This is a genomic window from Pseudomonas sp. GW821-FHT09C08, assembly GCF_059418125.1.
The window spans coordinates 35,964-51,700 of the sequence record NZ_JBWKPG010000008.1 but is presented as its reverse complement, the minus strand read 5'-3'; the positions used below and the strand labels follow the sequence as shown (position 1 = coordinate 51,700).

At 62.0% G+C, this 15,737-nt stretch carries 11 protein-coding genes and 1 tRNA gene; 7 read left to right on the top strand and 5 right to left on the bottom strand.

Annotation, left to right across the window (positions count from 1 at the left end; all coding sequences use genetic code 11):
* Nucleotides 1–38: 38 nt before the first annotated feature.
* A tRNA-Arg gene (locus tag AC07OJ_RS24460) sits at nt 39–115 on the bottom strand.
* A gap of 275 nt (nt 116–390) precedes the next feature.
* On the opposite strand from AC07OJ_RS24460, the gene folD reads away from it, so the two are divergent.
* Together folD and pbpG are read left to right on the top strand one after the other, a co-directional pair.
* On the top strand, nt 391–1,245 hold the full coding sequence (gene folD / locus AC07OJ_RS24455; protein WP_495095345.1) for a bifunctional methylenetetrahydrofolate dehydrogenase/methenyltetrahydrofolate cyclohydrolase FolD: 855 nt from the start codon (nt 391–393) through the stop codon (nt 1,243–1,245).
* 209 nt (nt 1,246–1,454) lie between these two features.
* Entirely contained in the window at nt 1,455–2,378 is a 924-nt protein-coding gene (gene pbpG / locus AC07OJ_RS24450) for a D-alanyl-D-alanine endopeptidase (protein ID WP_065901174.1), read from the top strand.
* A 157-nt stretch (nt 2,379–2,535) separates the two neighbouring features.
* On the opposite strand, the gene AC07OJ_RS24445 is transcribed toward pbpG, so the two are convergent.
* Nucleotides 2,536–3,198 (bottom strand): C39 family peptidase, encoded by a 663-nt coding sequence (locus tag AC07OJ_RS24445; protein WP_065901177.1) that lies wholly within the window; start codon nt 3,196–3,198, stop codon nt 2,536–2,538.
* A 211-nt stretch (nt 3,199–3,409) separates the two neighbouring features.
* On the opposite strand from AC07OJ_RS24445, the gene AC07OJ_RS24440 reads away from it, so the two are divergent.
* Nucleotides 3,410–3,571 (top strand): hypothetical protein, encoded by a 162-nt coding sequence (locus AC07OJ_RS24440; RefSeq protein ID WP_162946106.1) that lies wholly within the window; start codon nt 3,410–3,412, stop codon nt 3,569–3,571.
* On the opposite strand, the gene AC07OJ_RS24435 is transcribed toward AC07OJ_RS24440, so the two are convergent.
* The gene (locus AC07OJ_RS24435; RefSeq protein WP_065901180.1) at nt 3,568–3,978 is read right to left on the bottom strand and encodes a PA0061/PA0062 family lipoprotein; all 411 of its coding nucleotides are present in this window, start codon (nt 3,976–3,978) and stop codon (nt 3,568–3,570) included. The two genes, AC07OJ_RS24440 and AC07OJ_RS24435, sit on opposite strands and share 4 nt — an antisense overlap.
* Nucleotides 3,979–4,197: 219 nt before the next feature.
* Here AC07OJ_RS24435 and AC07OJ_RS24430 point away from each other — a divergent pair, with 219 nt between their 5' ends.
* Genes AC07OJ_RS24430 through AC07OJ_RS24420 form a run of 3 tightly spaced genes read left to right on the top strand, consistent with a single transcriptional unit; the run spans nt 4,198 to nt 9,980 of the window.
* Nucleotides 4,198–7,419, top strand: a complete 3,222-nt coding sequence (locus AC07OJ_RS24430; RefSeq protein ID WP_065901183.1) for an efflux RND transporter permease subunit — start codon at nt 4,198–4,200, stop codon at nt 7,417–7,419.
* Nucleotides 7,409–8,578: an efflux RND transporter periplasmic adaptor subunit gene (locus AC07OJ_RS24425; RefSeq protein ID WP_495095344.1), complete on the top strand. Its 1,170-nt coding sequence runs from the start codon at nt 7,409–7,411 to the stop codon at nt 8,576–8,578. The genes AC07OJ_RS24430 and AC07OJ_RS24425 overlap by 11 nt, the downstream gene beginning before the upstream one ends.
* The gene (locus AC07OJ_RS24420; protein ID WP_495095343.1) at nt 8,562–9,980 is read left to right on the top strand and encodes an efflux transporter outer membrane subunit; all 1,419 of its coding nucleotides are present in this window, start codon (nt 8,562–8,564) and stop codon (nt 9,978–9,980) included. Before AC07OJ_RS24425 ends, AC07OJ_RS24420 begins: the two co-directional genes overlap by 17 nt.
* 716 nt (nt 9,981–10,696) lie before the next feature.
* Here the strand turns inward: AC07OJ_RS24420 and AC07OJ_RS24415 are convergent.
* Together AC07OJ_RS24415 and AC07OJ_RS24410 are read right to left on the bottom strand one after the other, a co-directional pair.
* A complete protein-coding gene (locus tag AC07OJ_RS24415) occupies nt 10,697–11,980 on the bottom strand; it encodes a Zn-dependent hydrolase (protein WP_106803344.1) in 1,284 nt (427 codons plus the stop codon).
* Between the two features lie 177 nt (nt 11,981–12,157).
* Nucleotides 12,158–13,645, bottom strand: coding sequence for an NCS1 family nucleobase:cation symporter-1 (locus AC07OJ_RS24410; RefSeq protein ID WP_065901195.1), 1,488 nt, complete (start codon nt 13,643–13,645; stop codon nt 12,158–12,160).
* A 590-nt stretch (nt 13,646–14,235) separates the two neighbouring features.
* On the opposite strand from AC07OJ_RS24410, the gene hydA reads away from it, so the two are divergent.
* Nucleotides 14,236–15,675 carry a dihydropyrimidinase gene (gene hydA / locus AC07OJ_RS24405; RefSeq protein WP_065901197.1) on the top strand — a complete coding sequence of 480 codons (1,440 nt, stop codon included), beginning with the start codon at nt 14,236–14,238 and terminating at the stop codon, nt 15,673–15,675.
* Nucleotides 15,676–15,737: the final 62 nt, after the last annotated feature.

Below are 15,737 nucleotides of genomic sequence, written 5' to 3'. Positions count from 1 at the left end.
GCCCACCATATAGCGCTACTTGTGCCAAAGCTGCCTAATGGCGCACCCGGCAGGACTCGAACCTGCGACCATCCGCTTAGAAGGCGGATGCTCTATCCAGCTGAGCTACGGGCGCCTGATTAATCTGTACTCTTTAAGGATTACAAACTAAGTGCTTCCAGCCTTGCAGAACAACAATCCTGCTCGACCTTCTTAACCAGTGCTAGGCTGTGCCCGACAAGTGCGACGAATAGTATAGAGGGTCCTGAAACCCGTCAAATCTTTTTTGAAAAAAATTCATTTTATTTAAGGGGTTAGGCCAATTTGCAGACCAAGCGCCTTTGCCCTCACGGCTTGGCATGCGAGAATGCGCGCACTTTTCTTCCCCCTCTCGATGGTTAATCACGCGTAATGACTGCACAACTTATCGACGGCAAATCAATCGCCGCCAGCCTGCGCCAGCAGATCGCCAAACGAGTCACCGAGCGTAGCCTGCAAGGCCTGCGCACGCCTGGCCTCGCGGTGATCCTGGTCGGCAGCGATCCTGCCTCTCAGGTTTATGTCTCGCACAAGCGTAAAGACTGTGAAGAGGTCGGCTTTATCTCCAAGGCCTACGACCTGCCTGCCGACACCACCCAGCAGGCGCTCACCGACCTGATCGACGGTCTCAACGATGACCCGAGCATCGACGGCATCTTGCTGCAACTGCCGCTGCCTGAGCACCTGGACGCCTCCAAGCTGCTCGAGCGCATTCGCCCGGACAAGGACGTCGACGGTTTCCACCCGTATAACGTCGGCCGCCTGGCCCAGCGCATCCCGTTGCTGCGCCCGTGCACCCCCAAAGGCATCATGACCCTGCTGGAAAGCACCGGTGTCGACCTCTATGGTCTCGACGCCGTCATCGTCGGCGCCTCCAACATCGTTGGCCGCCCAATGGCGATGGAGCTGCTGCTGGCCGGCTGCACCGTCACCGTCACCCACCGCTTCACCAAGGACCTTGCCGGCCACGTCGGCCGCGCGGACCTGGTCGTGGTCGCTGCCGGCAAGCCGGGGCTGGTCAAGGGCGAGTGGATCAAGGAAGGCGCGATCGTCATCGACGTCGGCATCAACCGCCAGGAAGACGGCAAGCTGGTCGGCGACGTGGTCTACGAGACTGCACTGCCCCGCGCTGGCTGGATTACGCCGGTACCCGGCGGCGTTGGCCCGATGACCCGTGCCTGCCTGCTGGAAAATACCCTGTACGCGGCAGAATCGCTGCACGACTAATAACCAGCCGTGCTGAAAAAGCCCTGCCTTATCGCAGGGCTTTTTATTGCCCGCAATAAAACCTGTTTTTTCTTTGTTTTTAAGTACTTTCGTCTGGTTTTAGAAGAACATTCGACAGTCTCCCGTCCATACTCCTAAAATGTAACGGCATTTGTCATATAACCCGTTCCAGAACGGTATTTCCTTACTTTTTTAGCGAGTTCATCCGCGTGAAAATTCGTCTTTCTATTGTCAGCCTATTGTTTGCGTTCACAGGCACCTTCGCGCACGCCGCCGAAACCACCCAGGCCCCGCGTGATACGTCCAAACTGCAAATTGCTTCCGGCAGCGCCATGCTGGTGGATCTGCAGACCAACAAGGTCATCTATTCCAGCAACCCCGACGTGGTGGTGCCCATCGCCTCGGTGAGCAAGCTGATGACCGGCCTGATCGTGCTTGAAGCCAAGCAGAACATGGATGAATACATCGACATCAACATCACCGACACCCCGGAGATGAAAGGTGTTTTCTCGCGCGTGAAGATCGGCAGCCAGATGCCGCGCAAGGAAATGCTGCTGATTGCCCTGATGTCCTCGGAAAACCGCGCGGCCGCGAGCCTGGCGCATCACTATCCGGGCGGTTACGCGGCCTTTATTGCCGCCATGAACGCCAAGGCCAAGGCCCTGGGCATGACCAGCACCCACTACGTCGAGCCGACGGGCCTGTCGATTCATAACGTGTCGACCGCGCGCGATCTCAGCAAGCTGTTGGCGTATGCGCGCAAATTCCCGATGCTCAGCCAGCTGAGCACCACCAAGGAAAAGACCGTAGCGTTCCGCAAGCCCAACTACACCCTCGGTTTCTCCAACACCGACCACCTGATCAACCGCGCCAACTGGGACATCAAGCTGACCAAGACCGGCTTCACCAACCAGGCCGGCCACTGCCTGGTGCTGGTGACCAGCATGGGTAACCGCCCGGTATCGCTGGTGATCCTGGATGCCTTCGGCAAATTCACCCACTTCGCCGATGCCAGCCGTATCCGCAATTGGGTCGAGACCGGCAAGAGCGGCTCGGTGCCGGACGTGGCACTGCGCTACAAGGCGGACAAAAACCTCAAGAACCGTCCGAACGCGGCAGAAGCCAGTCGTTGACCGCACCTTGATGTGAGCGCTGGCTTGTGGGGGCTGGCTTGTGTGGGAGCTGGCTTGCCTGCGATAGCATCACCGCAGTATCACTGCTCCCCCTCAGTGCCCGCATCGCGGGCACGCCCGACTCCCACGCAAGCCGGTTCTCACTGAATGTCTGTGGTTACTTTTTTTCCGCCAGCACCTTGAGCGCCTGCGCCGCGGCCTGCTCCTGCCCGGCCTGGGCCGTGGCGTTGGCAGCATCTCGCCAGCGTTGAGCGTCGACATTCGCCGGTAACTGGCTTGGGCGCTGGGTGAGGATTGCCCACTGCCCGGCGCTGCTCCACTTCGATTCAAAATCGCTGAAGCTCATCAACAGCCGCCGGTCCATGCCTGAGCGCAGCAGTATCGTGCTCTTCTGCTGGTTGAACCCGACCACGACCACGTAGTGCGCGTCAGACCACAGCCCGCCGCCAATGCGCGCCATCACCGGGTAACCCGCCGCCACCTGCGCCAGCACCGCCGTCAGCTTGGCATCCAACGGGTACACCATCAGCCCGTACTCACGCGCCAGTACCTGCATGTTGCGTTCAAGGTCGGCTTCACCGCCCGGCAAGTGCAGCGGCTTATCCAGCAAGCCCGGTGTCATGACAATGCCTTGTTGCGACAGCATGCTGGCTAAAGCCGTAGGACCGCTCTGATAAGCCTCGCTGCGAAATGTCGGCACGCCATTGAGTTCGACACGCTCGGGCAGGCCCGGCAATTTCGAGGGGTGGCTGGAACAGGCCGCAAGCCCTATGGCAACAGCCAGCAACAAAGAGGTTTTAACGTTCGAGCGTAACCGCAATTTTTTACTCTCTTGATCAATGGCCGGTGAAGGCCCTGATCATAGGACGCTCTGCCACACGGGTATAGCCCACAGGCGCAGTAAAGGGTCAGTGATAGAGCAAAGAAGTTGGTTGGACACGACCATTGGTCAATAGCAGGCAACCGCCAGGTAGCTAGACTGTCCATTGAGAAGACTGTGTGTGCCCCCTGAGGGGCGAAAGGAGGCCCGAATGAGCCTTGCAACGACGATTTTCCTGTTGATCTGCGGTTGGCTGGCGGTAGCCGGCGCCATGTTGTGGGGGGTGTTGCGCATCACCCGTCGGCACCATCACCCCCACGTCAAACCCGCGGCTCCCGCCAAGCCTCACAAGGCCGCGGTGCGCCACGCCTAGCCAGGCATGCAGTTGAAGTCCTGAGTGGCGGCAACTTCCTTGCCGTGACCATCCTTGAGCGAGGCGCGCACGGTAGTGCCCAGGCTCGACTCGACCAGGGTGTAATGCTCACCGGCCTTGAAGTTTTTATACTCGACACGCCCCTGGCAATCCTGCTGATTGTCGTCGCCTGGCTCCTCCTCGAATAACGTCACATCCAGCCGATGATCCCCCGGGGTCACCTCGAAGAAGCGTCCGTCATCCACACGCTTGCCGTCCACGCGCTCGGCCATCAGGTCGTTCGGCGCTTCCTCCTTCAAACCAATCCAGGCTTCGCTCGGGTCAGCCTTGGGGATCGGGCCGGCACACGCCGACAACAACAGTACGGCACCAAGTGCAGGAATCAACAACAGTGGTTTAAGTGACATGGCAGGGCTCCAAAGGACATCAGTAAAAATACGCGGCGAAAGGTGTCGCCTCCGATGGGCTACAAGCTTGGGGAGCCATCCTTTGTAGAACAAATGAATACATATGAAACGATCTTCAGCCCTTAACTAAATGTTCCTTCACCTGGCTGAAAGGTGCGTGTTAGGTGGGTCGGGCAAGACTGCCGGGGTTTGCAATCCTGCTCCTCTGGAGGTTCACGCATGCTCGGGCTGGTAAAGACCGCACTGCAAAAGCCGTACACGTTTATCGTGTTGGCCATATTCATCTGCATCATCGGGCCGATGGCGGCCCTGCGTACCCCCACTGATGTTTTCCCCGATATCGGCATCCCCGTGGTCGCCGTGGTGTGGCAGTACAACGGCCTGTCACCGGACGCCATGGCGGGCCGGGTGATCTACACCTACGAACGCTCCCTGAGCACCACCGTCAACGACATCGAACACATCGAATCGCAATCGCTGCCCGGCATGGGCATCGTCAAGATTTTCTTCCAACCGGGCGTCGACATCCGCACGGCCAACGCGCAAGTGACGGCGGTTTCACAAACCGTGCTGAAGCAGATGCCACCGGGTATCACGCCGCCGCTGATCCTCAACTACAGCGCCTCCACGGTGCCGATCCTGCAAATGGCGTTCTCCAGCCCCAGCCTCTCGGAAGCCAAGATCCGCGACCTGGTGCAGAACAACATCCGCCTGCCCTTGAGCGCCCTGCCCGGCCTCGCCATGCCCACGCCAATGGGCGGCAAGCAACGCCAGATCACCCTCGACCTCGACCCCCAGGCGCTGGCCGCCAAAGGCTTGTCGGCACAGGACGTGGGCAATGCCCTGGCCCTGCAGAACCAGATCATCCCGGTGGGCACCGCCAAGCTCGGTCCCAACGAATACACGATCCTGCTCAACAACAGTCCCAAGGCAATCGACGAGCTCAACGACCTGCCGATCAAGACTGTCGACGGCGCGCTGATCACCATCGGCCAAGTGGCCCACGTGCGTGACGGTTCGCCGCCGCAGACCAACGTCGTGCGCGTCGACGGCCACCGTGCGGTGCTGATGCCGGCGTTGAAAAACGGCAGCATCTCGACCCTGTCGATCATCGACGGCATCCGCCAGATGCTGCCGCGCATCAACGAAACCCTGCCGCCGTCGCTGAAGACTTCGCTGCTCGGTGACGCCTCGGTATTCGTCAAGCAATCGGTAGGCAGCGTGGCCCAGGAAGGCATCATCGCCGCGCTGTTGACCAGTGCGATGATCCTGCTGTTTCTCGGCAGCTGGCGCTCGACGCTGATCATCGCCGCGTCGATTCCGCTGGCGGTACTGTCGGCCATCGCGCTGCTGGCAGTCAGCGGGCAGACCCTCAACGTGATGACCCTCGGCGGGCTGGCGTTGGCCGTGGGGATCCTGGTGGACGATGCCACGGTGACCATCGAAAACATCAACTGGCACCTGGAGCAAGGCAAGGCGGTGAAGACCGCGATTCTCGACGGCGCGGCGCAGATCGTCGGCCCGGCGTTTGTCTCGCTGCTGTGCATCTGCATCGTGTTCGTGCCGATGTTCCTGCTGCAAGGCATCGCCGGCTACCTGTTCCGGCCAATGGCGCTGGCGGTGATCTTCGCCATGGCCAGTTCGTTCATCCTCTCGCGTACCCTGGTGCCGACCCTGGCGATGTTCCTACTCAAGCCGCACGTGCCGGAGCAAGGCGCAGGGCATCATCCGGAAGACCAATTCATCAACCACCACGAAGGTGAGCAGCACCGCAAGCCACGCAATCGCGCGTTGCAAGCGGTGTTGAATTTCCAGCAGGGATTCGAGCGTCACTTCTCGAATATCCGCGACACCTACCACGGCCTGCTGTTGTTGGCGCTGGGCAATCGCAAGCGCTTTATCGTCGGTTTCCTGGCCTGTGTGCTCGCCTCGTTCCTGTTGCTACCAAGCCTGGGCCAGGACTTCTTCCCGGCCACCGACGCCGGCGCCCTGGCGCTGCATGTGCGCTTGCCACTGGGCACGCGCATCGAAGAAAGCGCGGCGGCCTTCGACCGGATTGAAGCGCGGATTCGTGAAGTGATCCCCGCTGAGCAACTGGACACCATCGTCGACAACATCGGCATCCCGCTGAGCGGCATCGACATGGCCTACAGCAGCAGCGGCACCATCGGCCCGCAGGATGGTGACATCCAGGTCACCTTGAAAAAGGATCACGCGCCGACCGCCGACTTCGTGAAGAAACTGCGCGAAGCCCTGCCGCAAAGTTTCCCCGGCAGCCACTTCGCGTTCCTGCCGGCGGATATCAGCAGCCAGATCCTCAACTTCGGTGCGCCGGCGCCGCTGGACGTGAAGATCTCCGGGCGCAGCGATGAAGAAAACCGCGCCTACGCCGTGGAGCTTGAGCGTCGCCTGCAACACGTACCGGGCATCGCTGACCTGCGCATCCAGCAGTCCACCGGTTACCCGTCGCTGCAGGTGAATGTTGATCGCATGCGGGCCAATGGCCTGGGTATCACCGAGCGCGACGTGACCAACAGCATGGTCGCCTCCCTCGCCGGCAGCTCGCAGACCGCGCCGACCTTCTGGCTGAACCCGGCCAATGGCGTGTCGTATTCGATCGTCGCCGCGACCCCGCAGTACCGTCTCGACAGCCTGCCGTCGCTGGAAGCCTTGCCGGTGACCGGTGCCGATGGGCAGTCGCAGATCCTCGGCGGCGTGGCGAGCATATCGCGCGTGCAAAGCCCGGCAGTGGTGACTCACTACAACATCGAACCGACCCTGGATTTGTACGCCAACGTCCAGGGCCGCGACCTCGGCGGCGTCGCCCGCGACGTGCAGAAAGTGCTGGATGACACCGCGTCCATGCGCCCCAAGGGTGCAGTGATCAGCCTGCATGGGCAGATCGACGCGCTGCATGAAGCCTTCAGCGGCCTGAGCTTCGGCCTGCTCGGCGCGGTGGTGCTGATCTACCTGCTGATCGTGGTCAACTTCCAGTCCTGGGCCGACCCGTTCGTGATCATCACCGCGTTGCCGGCGGCGCTGGCAGGGATCGTATGGATGCTGTTCCTCAGTGGCACCTCGCTGTCGGTGCCGGCCCTCACCGGCGCCATCCTATGCATGGGCGTGGCCACCGCCAACTCGATCCTGGTGGTGAGTTTCTGCCGCGAACGCCTGGCCGAACATGGCGACGCCCTGAAGGCGGCCATGGAGGCCGGCTACACACGCTTCAGGCCGGTGTGCATGACTGCCCTGGCGATGATCATCGGCATGTTGCCGCTGGCCATTTCCGAGGAGCAGAACGCCCCGCTCGGCCGGGCCGTGATCGGTGGCTTGATCTTCGCCACCATTGCCACTTTGTTGTTTGTTCCCGTGGTCTTCAGCCTGGTCCACGGTCGTCACCCTACTCGCGCAGCTGCTGGAGAAACCCCACATGTCGTCTGATCACAAACCCTCGCGCAAGCGTCTGATGCTCATGGGTGTCGGCGGCCTGACACTGGCCGCCCTGTTGGTCGCCAACGGCCTGCATGCCCGCACGATGCACGAACAATCGGTGACCGCGTGGACCGAAACCGCCGCCATCCCGCAAGTGATGGTGTTCCAGCCGCAGCAGAACGCGGCCGGTGACACCCTGCGCCTGCCCGCCCACCTCGACGCCTGGAGCAAGGCGCCGATCCATGCCCGGGTCAGCGGTTATTTGAAGGACTGGAAAGTCGACATCGGCAGCCAGGTCAAGGCCGGGCAAGTCCTCGCCGAAATCGACAGCCCCGACCTCGACCAGCAATTGGCCCAGACCCACGCCCGCCTGATCCAGGAACAAGCCAACGCACGCCTGGCAGAAACCACCGCCACGCGCTGGAAAAACCTGTTGGCGAGCCACTCGGTGTCGCGCCAGGAGGCCGATGAAAAATCCTCCAACGCCGCGGCGGCCAAAGCCAACGCCGAGGCGGCTGCAGCCGATTACGCACGGCTGTCGGCCCTGGAAAGCTACAAGACCATCCGCGCGCCGTTTGCCGGCACCATCACCGCCCGCAACACTGATATCGGCCAATTGATCAAGGCCGATACCGACAGCGATCCGGAGCTGTTCAACATCGCCGACACCCACCAATTGCGCCTCTACGTGCCGGTGCCGCAGAACTACGCGGCGGTCATCCACCCCGGACTCGAAGCCGAACTGACGGTGCCCGAGCACCCTGGCGAGCACTTCAAGGCGCGCCTGATCGGTGACTCCACCGCCATCGACCGTCGCTCCGGCACGCTGCTCGCGCAGTTCGTCGCCGACAACCCCAACGGCGAATTGCTGCCCGGTGACTACGCCGAAGCGACTTTGCCGATTCCAGCGGATACCCATGGTGTGAGCATCCCGGCCAGCGCGCTGATCTTCCGCGCCCAAGGCACCCAGGTGGCGGTGCTGGACGCACAGAACCACGTGCACTTGCAGGACATCCATATCGGCCTCGACCTCGGCGAACGGCTGGTGATCGATCAAGGCCTGAAACCCGCCGACCGCATCGTCGACAACCCGCCCGATGCCCTGCGCGAAGGCGACCCGGTGCAACTCGCCGATGCCTCCGGAGGTGCGCATGCGCCCAAGGCTTAAGCCCCTCGCGGCCCTGATGCTGATGGCGTTGCAAGGTTGCTCGATGGCGCCCACCTACACAGTGCCCACGGTGGACCTGCCGGCCGGCTACCGCGAACAGACCAGCGACGGCCCGTGGCACAGTGCGCAACCGTCCGATCAATTGGCTCCCGAATGGTGGAAGCTCTACAACGATGCACGCCTGGATGGCCTGCAACAGCAACTGCTCAAGGCCAACCCGGACCTGGCGGCAGCGCTGGCGCACTTCGATGCGTCCCAGGCGTATGCCAGCCAATTACATGCAGGGCTGTTCCCGCAGATCACCGCCAGTGCGCAGCCGTTGCGCCAGCGTCAATCCGACTCGCGACCGCTGCGCGGCGACACGCAGCCTTCGGTGTACAACAGCAACACGGCAGGATTTTCCCTGAGCTACGACCTCGACCTGTGGGGCAAAATCCGCAACCAGGTCGCGGCCGGTGATGCCCAGGCGCAAGCCTCCGGCGATGACCTCGCGGTGGCGCGGCTGAGCCTGCAACATCAACTCGCGAGCCTGTATGTGCAGCTCAACGGGCTGGATGCACAGAGCCGGATTCTCAACAGCTCGCTGGAGGATTTCAGCCAGGCCCTGCAACTGACGCGCAGTCGTTATGAGGGGCAGATCGCCTCCGAGCTGGACCTGACCCGCGCGCAGAATCAACTGGCCGAAGCCAAGGCGCAACTGGATGAAGTGCGCGGGCAACGCAACCTCACCGAGCATGCCATCGGGGAGTTGGTGGGGGTGGCGGCCAGCAACTTCACGTTGCCGCCCAGCCAGCAGTTGATTGCCCTGCCGGGGATCCCGTCGCAGCTGCCGAGCCACCTGCTGCAACGGCGTCCGGACATCGCGGCGGCAGAACGCCGGGTGTTTGCCGCCAACGCGAATATCGGCGTGGCCAAGGCAGCGTGGTACCCGGATTTCAGTTTGACCGGGCTGATCGGCGGCCAGACGCAAGGGGTTGGCAACCTGCTGTCCGCTGGCAATCGGTATTGGGCGCTGGGGCCGCTGATGAATCTGCCGATCTTTGATGGCGGACGCCTGAGCGCCAATGAACGCCAGGCCAAGGCCGAGTTTGAAGAAGCCTCGGCGCAGTACCGCAGCCATGTATTGAAAGCCGTGCGCGAGGTGGAGGACAACCTCGCGCAACTGCGGGATTTGCAGCAGGAAGCACAGGATGAGCAAGCCGCGGCAGATGCGGCGCAGCATACCCAGGCCCTGGCGATGAACAGCTATCAGGCGGGGGCGGTGAGCTACCTGGATGTGGTGACCGCGCAGACGGCGGCGTTGCAGGCACAGCGGACATTGCAAGCGGTGCAGACGCGGCAGTTGCAGGCGAGCGTGGGATTGGTGACCGCGTTAGGCGGCGGCTGGCAACCCGGCGCCTGAGCCCTGATCGCTCCCCTGTGGTGAGCAGACCTGCCCTGCATTACCTGTGGTGAGCAGGCTTGCCCTGCGTTGCTGTGGTGAGCAGGCTTGCCCTGCGTTGGGCTGCGAAGCGGCCCCCAATGCGGACATGAGTTCTTTCAGGAAGAACCTCAGCGTCTTTACTGGGACTGCTTCGCAGCCCAACGCAGGGCAAGCCTGCTCACCACAACAGCCGACTTCGAGTTCGGCGACAAAGATTGTGTCGTGCACTGTCCCGCTTTTGCAGGCGAGCGTGGGGTTGGTGACGGCGTTAGGCGGCGGCTGGCAACCCGGCGTGAGCCCTGATCGCTACCCTGTGGTGAGCAGACCTGCCCTGCATTGCCTGTGGTGAGCAGACCTGCCCTGCATTGCCTGTGGTAAGCAGACCTACCCTGCATTACCTGTGGTGAGCAGGCTTGCCCTGCGTTGGGTCGCGAAGCGGCCCCAAACCCAGACATGAGTTCTTTCAGGAAGAACCTCAGCGTCTTTACTGGGGCTGCTTCGCAGCCCAACGCAGGGCAAGCCTGCTCACCACAACAGCCGACTTCGAGTTCGGCGACGAGAGCGCGTCGCGCCCTGCCCCGCTGTTGCAGGCGAGCGTGGGGTTGGTGACAGCGTTAGGCGGGGCCTGAGCGCTCCCCTGTGGTGAGCAGGCTTGCCCTGCTCACCACAACAGCCGACTTTATGAAGAGGGCCTTTCAGGCCGCGAGTTTGCCGCTGGCAATCGCCGCCGAGGCCGCCACCATCGCCCGCAACAACACCGCGCAGCCCGCCGCCAGGTCATCCGGCGCGGCGTTCTCGATTTCGTTGTGGCTGATCCCGCCTTCGCACGGTACGAAGATCATCCCCGCCGGGCCGAGTTCGGCGACGAAGATTGCGTCGTGCCCTGCCCCGCTGACGATGTCCATGTTCGACAGGCCCAGGCCATTAGCGGCGTCGCGCACAGCGTCCACGCAGCCCTTGTCGAAGTACAGCGGTGGGAAGTCGGCGGTGGGTTCCATCTCGAAACTCAGGCCGTGCTTGGCACAGGTCTCATCGATCACTTTACGCACCTGGGCAATCATCGAATCCAGGCGCGCCGGTTCCAGGTGACGAAAGTCCAGGGTCATGCGCACTTCGCCGGGGATGACATTGCGTGAGCCCGGATAGGCCTGCAGGCAACCGACGGTCCCGCAGGCATGCGGCTGATGCCCCAGCGCCGCCGCATTCACCGCCGCCACCACTGCCGCCGCGCCGACCAGGGCATCCTTGCGCAGGTGCATCGGCGTTGGCCCCGCATGCGCTTCGACACCGCGCAGTTTCAGGTCAAACCACTTTTGCCCGAGGGCGCCGAGCACCACGCCGATGGTCTTTTTCTCATCCTCGAGAATCGGCCCTTGTTCGATGTGCGCTTCGAAATACGCCCCGACCTTGTGGCCGCTGACCTCCCGCGTGCCGGCATAGCCAATCGCGTTCAGCGCATCGCCAACGCTGACACCGTCCACGTCGACCTTGGCCAGGGTGTCCGCCAGGCTGAATTTCTCGGCGAACACCCCGGAGCCCATCATGCACGGCGGGAAGCGCGAGCCTTCCTCGTTGGTCCACACCACCACTTCCAGCGGCGCCTCGGTTTCCACCTTGAGATCGTTGAGGGTACGCAGCACTTCCACGCCCGCCAGCACGCCGAAGCAACCATCGAACTTGCCGCCGGTGGGTTGGGTATCGATATGGCTGCCGGTCATCACCGGTGGCAGATTGGGATTGCGCCCGGGGCGGCGGGCGAAGATATTGCCGATGCCGTCGATGGTCACCGTGCAGCCGGCATCTTCGCACCACTGCACGAAGAGGTCGCGAGCCTTGCGGTCGAGGTCGGTGAGGGCCAGGCGGCACACACCGCCCTTGGGGGTGGCGCCGAGCTTGGCCAGGTCCATCAGCGACTGCCACAAGCGATCGCGGTTGATGTGCTGATGGGTCGATTGCAGAACGTCGAGGGCAGCGTTCATGGGGATCTCCTCAGGCTGTATTTGTTATGAATAGACTCGATTCCAACCATGGAATGGGGTCAAACATGTGGAAGCGGGCCTCTCCTGAAGAGGCCGTGACAGTCGCCGCGGATATCGCCTGCAAGACCGCATTCGCGAGCACGCCCGCTGCCACATTCGGATTGCATTTCAACGCCTTTACAGCGGGGACTTGGCCGTAACCGGGCTGATGCCACGCTTGGCATTCAGGCCGTAATACAACAAACCGCCCAACGCCGAGCCGGTGAACCAGCCGTAGCTGTAGAACCAGCTGAATGCATCGCTGCCCAGCGACAGCAAGGTCAGCACCACCGGCACGCCGAAGGCGATAAAGCCACTCCAGTTCCACGCCGGGTACACGTCGTCGCGGTACAGGCCGGCCAGGTCCAGCTGCTGCCGCCGGGTGATGAAGTAGTCCACCACCATGATCCCGGCGATGGGGCCCAGCAGGCTCGAGTAGCCCAGCAGCCAGTTGGAATACACGGTTTCCAGGCTGACGTCGGAGACAATCAGGCCGAGCTTTTTCAGCAGTTCATGGCCCATCAGTGCCAACCCGACCAGCCCGGTGAGGATCACCGCCGTGGTGCGGTTGATCAGCTTGGGGGCGATGTTCTGGAAGTCGTTGGTGGGCGAGACGATGTTCGCCGCCGTGTTGGTGGACAGCGTGGCGATGATGATCAGCGCCATGGCGATGGCCACCCACACCGGGCTCTGGATATGGCCGATCAGGGTCACCGGGTCGGACACGCTGACGCCCACCAGTTTCACCGAGGCGGCGGTCATGATCACGCCGAGGGCGGCGAACAGGAACATGGTCAGCGGCAGGCCGAAAATCTGCCCGAGGATCTGGTCCTTCTGGCTCTTGGCGTAGCGGCTGAAGTCGGGAATATTCAACGACAACGTGGCCCAGAAACCCACCATCGCAGTGAGGCCGGCCATGAAGTAACCGGTGAGGCTCGCCCCTTCAGGCCGCTTGGGTGGAATCGCCATCAGCTCGCTGATCGACACGTTCGGCATCGCCCACACCAGCAGGCCGATCCCCACCGCCACCAGCAGCGGCGCCGACAGGGTTTCCAGGCGCTTGATCGACTCGGCGCCGCGCAGCACCACCCACAGGTTGAGGGTCCAGAAGATCATGAAGCCGATCACTTCACCGGTGCCGCCGAGGGATTTCCAACCCTCGAAAATCGAGCCGAGAAACAGGTGGATTGCCAGCCCGCCAAACATCGTCTGGATACCGAACCAACCGCAGGCCACCAGCGCGCGAATCAGACACGGCACATTGGAGCCGAGGATGCCGAAGGACGACCGCAACAGCACCGGGAACGGAATACCGTACTTGGTACCTGGGAACGCATTGAGGGTCAGCGGGACCAGCACCACGATATTGGCCAGCAGGATCGCCATCAGCGCCTCGCCCACCGACAAGCCGAAATACGCGGTGAGCACGCCGCCCAGGGTGTAGGTCGGCACGCAGATCGACATGCCCACCCACAACGCGGTGATGTGCCACTTGTTCCAGGTGCGCTCATGCACCTTGGTCGGTGCCATGTCGTGGTTGTAGCGGGGGCTGTCGAGGACGTCGGGGCCGGCGTCGAGTTCGTACAGGCCGTTGCGTTCAATGACTTGCGATCTGTTCTGTTGCATGGCCGCTCCACGGTTTTTTCGAATTATTGTTGCTCGCCTGCACTTCAATGCAGGCGGCCGGAGTACCTCGTGAACAACATGACATCACGGGTCCGGCCAGCCGCCACTGCACTCAATAACCGTGCCGACAACCGTAACCGAACCCACACCGCTTATATAACGTGCTGATGTTAATCAGCTTTCCGATTGCGCCTTCGGTACTTGCCGCGTTACTCAGGCTAAATAACGTGGAAGTTGCCCGAACGATCAGGAGTCAATCTGGTGCACCACCATTATTTTTATTTCCCACCGCCGTCAAGCGGCATATCTCAAGCGTCTGATTTGCAATAAGAAATGTTGCTCAATTTACGAACCTGTCAAGTGCGTCAAAATGGTGAGACGCCGCTACATTTTGGTGAATCTGATATTTTATCGTTATAAATCAATTACTTATTTAAGTTATAAGCTTAAGAAAAATCTTCTTGCTCAATCGAAAAACTCGGGCTAGTTTCTATTCCTGTCACCGATGACAGGAATTAACCGACCATCGGCAAGCAGCATTACAACACTTAGAACTGGCACAAGCCGGTCAAGCCTGTGAGGAACTCGACATGTCGCTGTTGATCCGTGGCGCCACCGTAATTACCCATGATGAAAGTTACAGAGCCGACGTGTTATGCGCAGGCGGTCTAATCCGCGCTATTGGCACTGATCTGGATATTCCCGCCGGCACCGAGATACTCGATGGCAGCGGCCAATACTTGATGCCCGGCGGCATCGATCCCCACACCCATATGCAACTGCCCTTCATGGGCACCGTGGCCAGCGAAGACTTTTTCAGTGGCACGGCGGCGGGTCTGGCGGGGGGCACCACGTCGATCATCGACTTTGTGATCCCCAACCCGCAGCAGTCCTTGCTGGAAGCCTTTCACCAGTGGCGCGGCTGGGCAGAAAAGTCGGCGGCCGACTACGGTTTTCACGTGGCGATCACCTGGTGGAGCGAACAGGTGCGCGAGGAAATGGCCGAGTTGGTCAGCCACCACGGCATCAACAGCTTCAAGCACTTCATGGCCTACAAGAACGCGATCATGGCGGCCGATGACACCCTGGTCGCCAGCTTCGAACGCTGCCTGGAACTCGGCGCGGTGCCCACCGTGCATGCGGAAAACGGCGAGCTGGTGTACCACTTGCAGCGCAAGCTGATGGCCCAGGGCATCACCGGCCCGGAAGCGCATCCGCTGTCGCGGCCGTCCCAGGTGGAAGGCGAGGCAGCGAGCCGCGCCATCCGCATCGCCGAGACCATCGGCACGCCGCTGTACCTGGTGCATGTGTCCACCCAGGAAGCGCTGGATGAAATCACCTACGCCCGTGGCAAGGGCCAGGCGGTGTATGGCGAAGTGCTCGCCGGCCACCTGCTGCTGGACGACAGCGTCTACCAGCATCCCGACTGGCAGACCGCCGCCGGCTACGTGATGAGCCCGCCCTTCCGCCCGCGCGGGCACCAGGAAGCCCTGTGGCGCGGCCTGCAGTCGGGCAACCTGCACACCACCGCCACCGACCACTGCTGCTTCTGCGCCGAGCAGAAAGCGGCTGGCCGTGACGACTTCAGCAAGATCCCCAACGGCACCGCCGGTATCGAAGATCGCATGGCGCTGCTGTGGGACGAAGGGGTCAACACCGGGCGCCTGTCGATGCAGGATTTCGTCGCGCTGACCTCTACCAACACCGCGAAGATCTTCAACCTCTACCCGCGCAAAGGCGCGATCCGTGTAGGCGCCGATGCTGACCTGGTGCTGTGGGACCCCGAGGGCACCCGGACCATTTCGGCAAAGACCCATCACCAGCAGGTCGACTTCAACATCTTCGAAGGCAAGACCGTGCGCGGTGTGCCGAGCCACACCATCAGCCAGGGCAAGCTGGTCTGGGCCGATGGCGACCTGCGCGCCGAGCGCGGTGCCGGGCGCTACGTCGAGCGGCCGGCGTATCCGGCGGTGTTCGAGCAACTGAGCAAGCGGGCCGAGCGTTCCAGGCCCACTGCTGTGAAACGCTGAAAGCGGCCTTCGGCCGATCGCGGGCAAGCCCGGCTCCCACATTTCCTGAAGTGTGAACACAT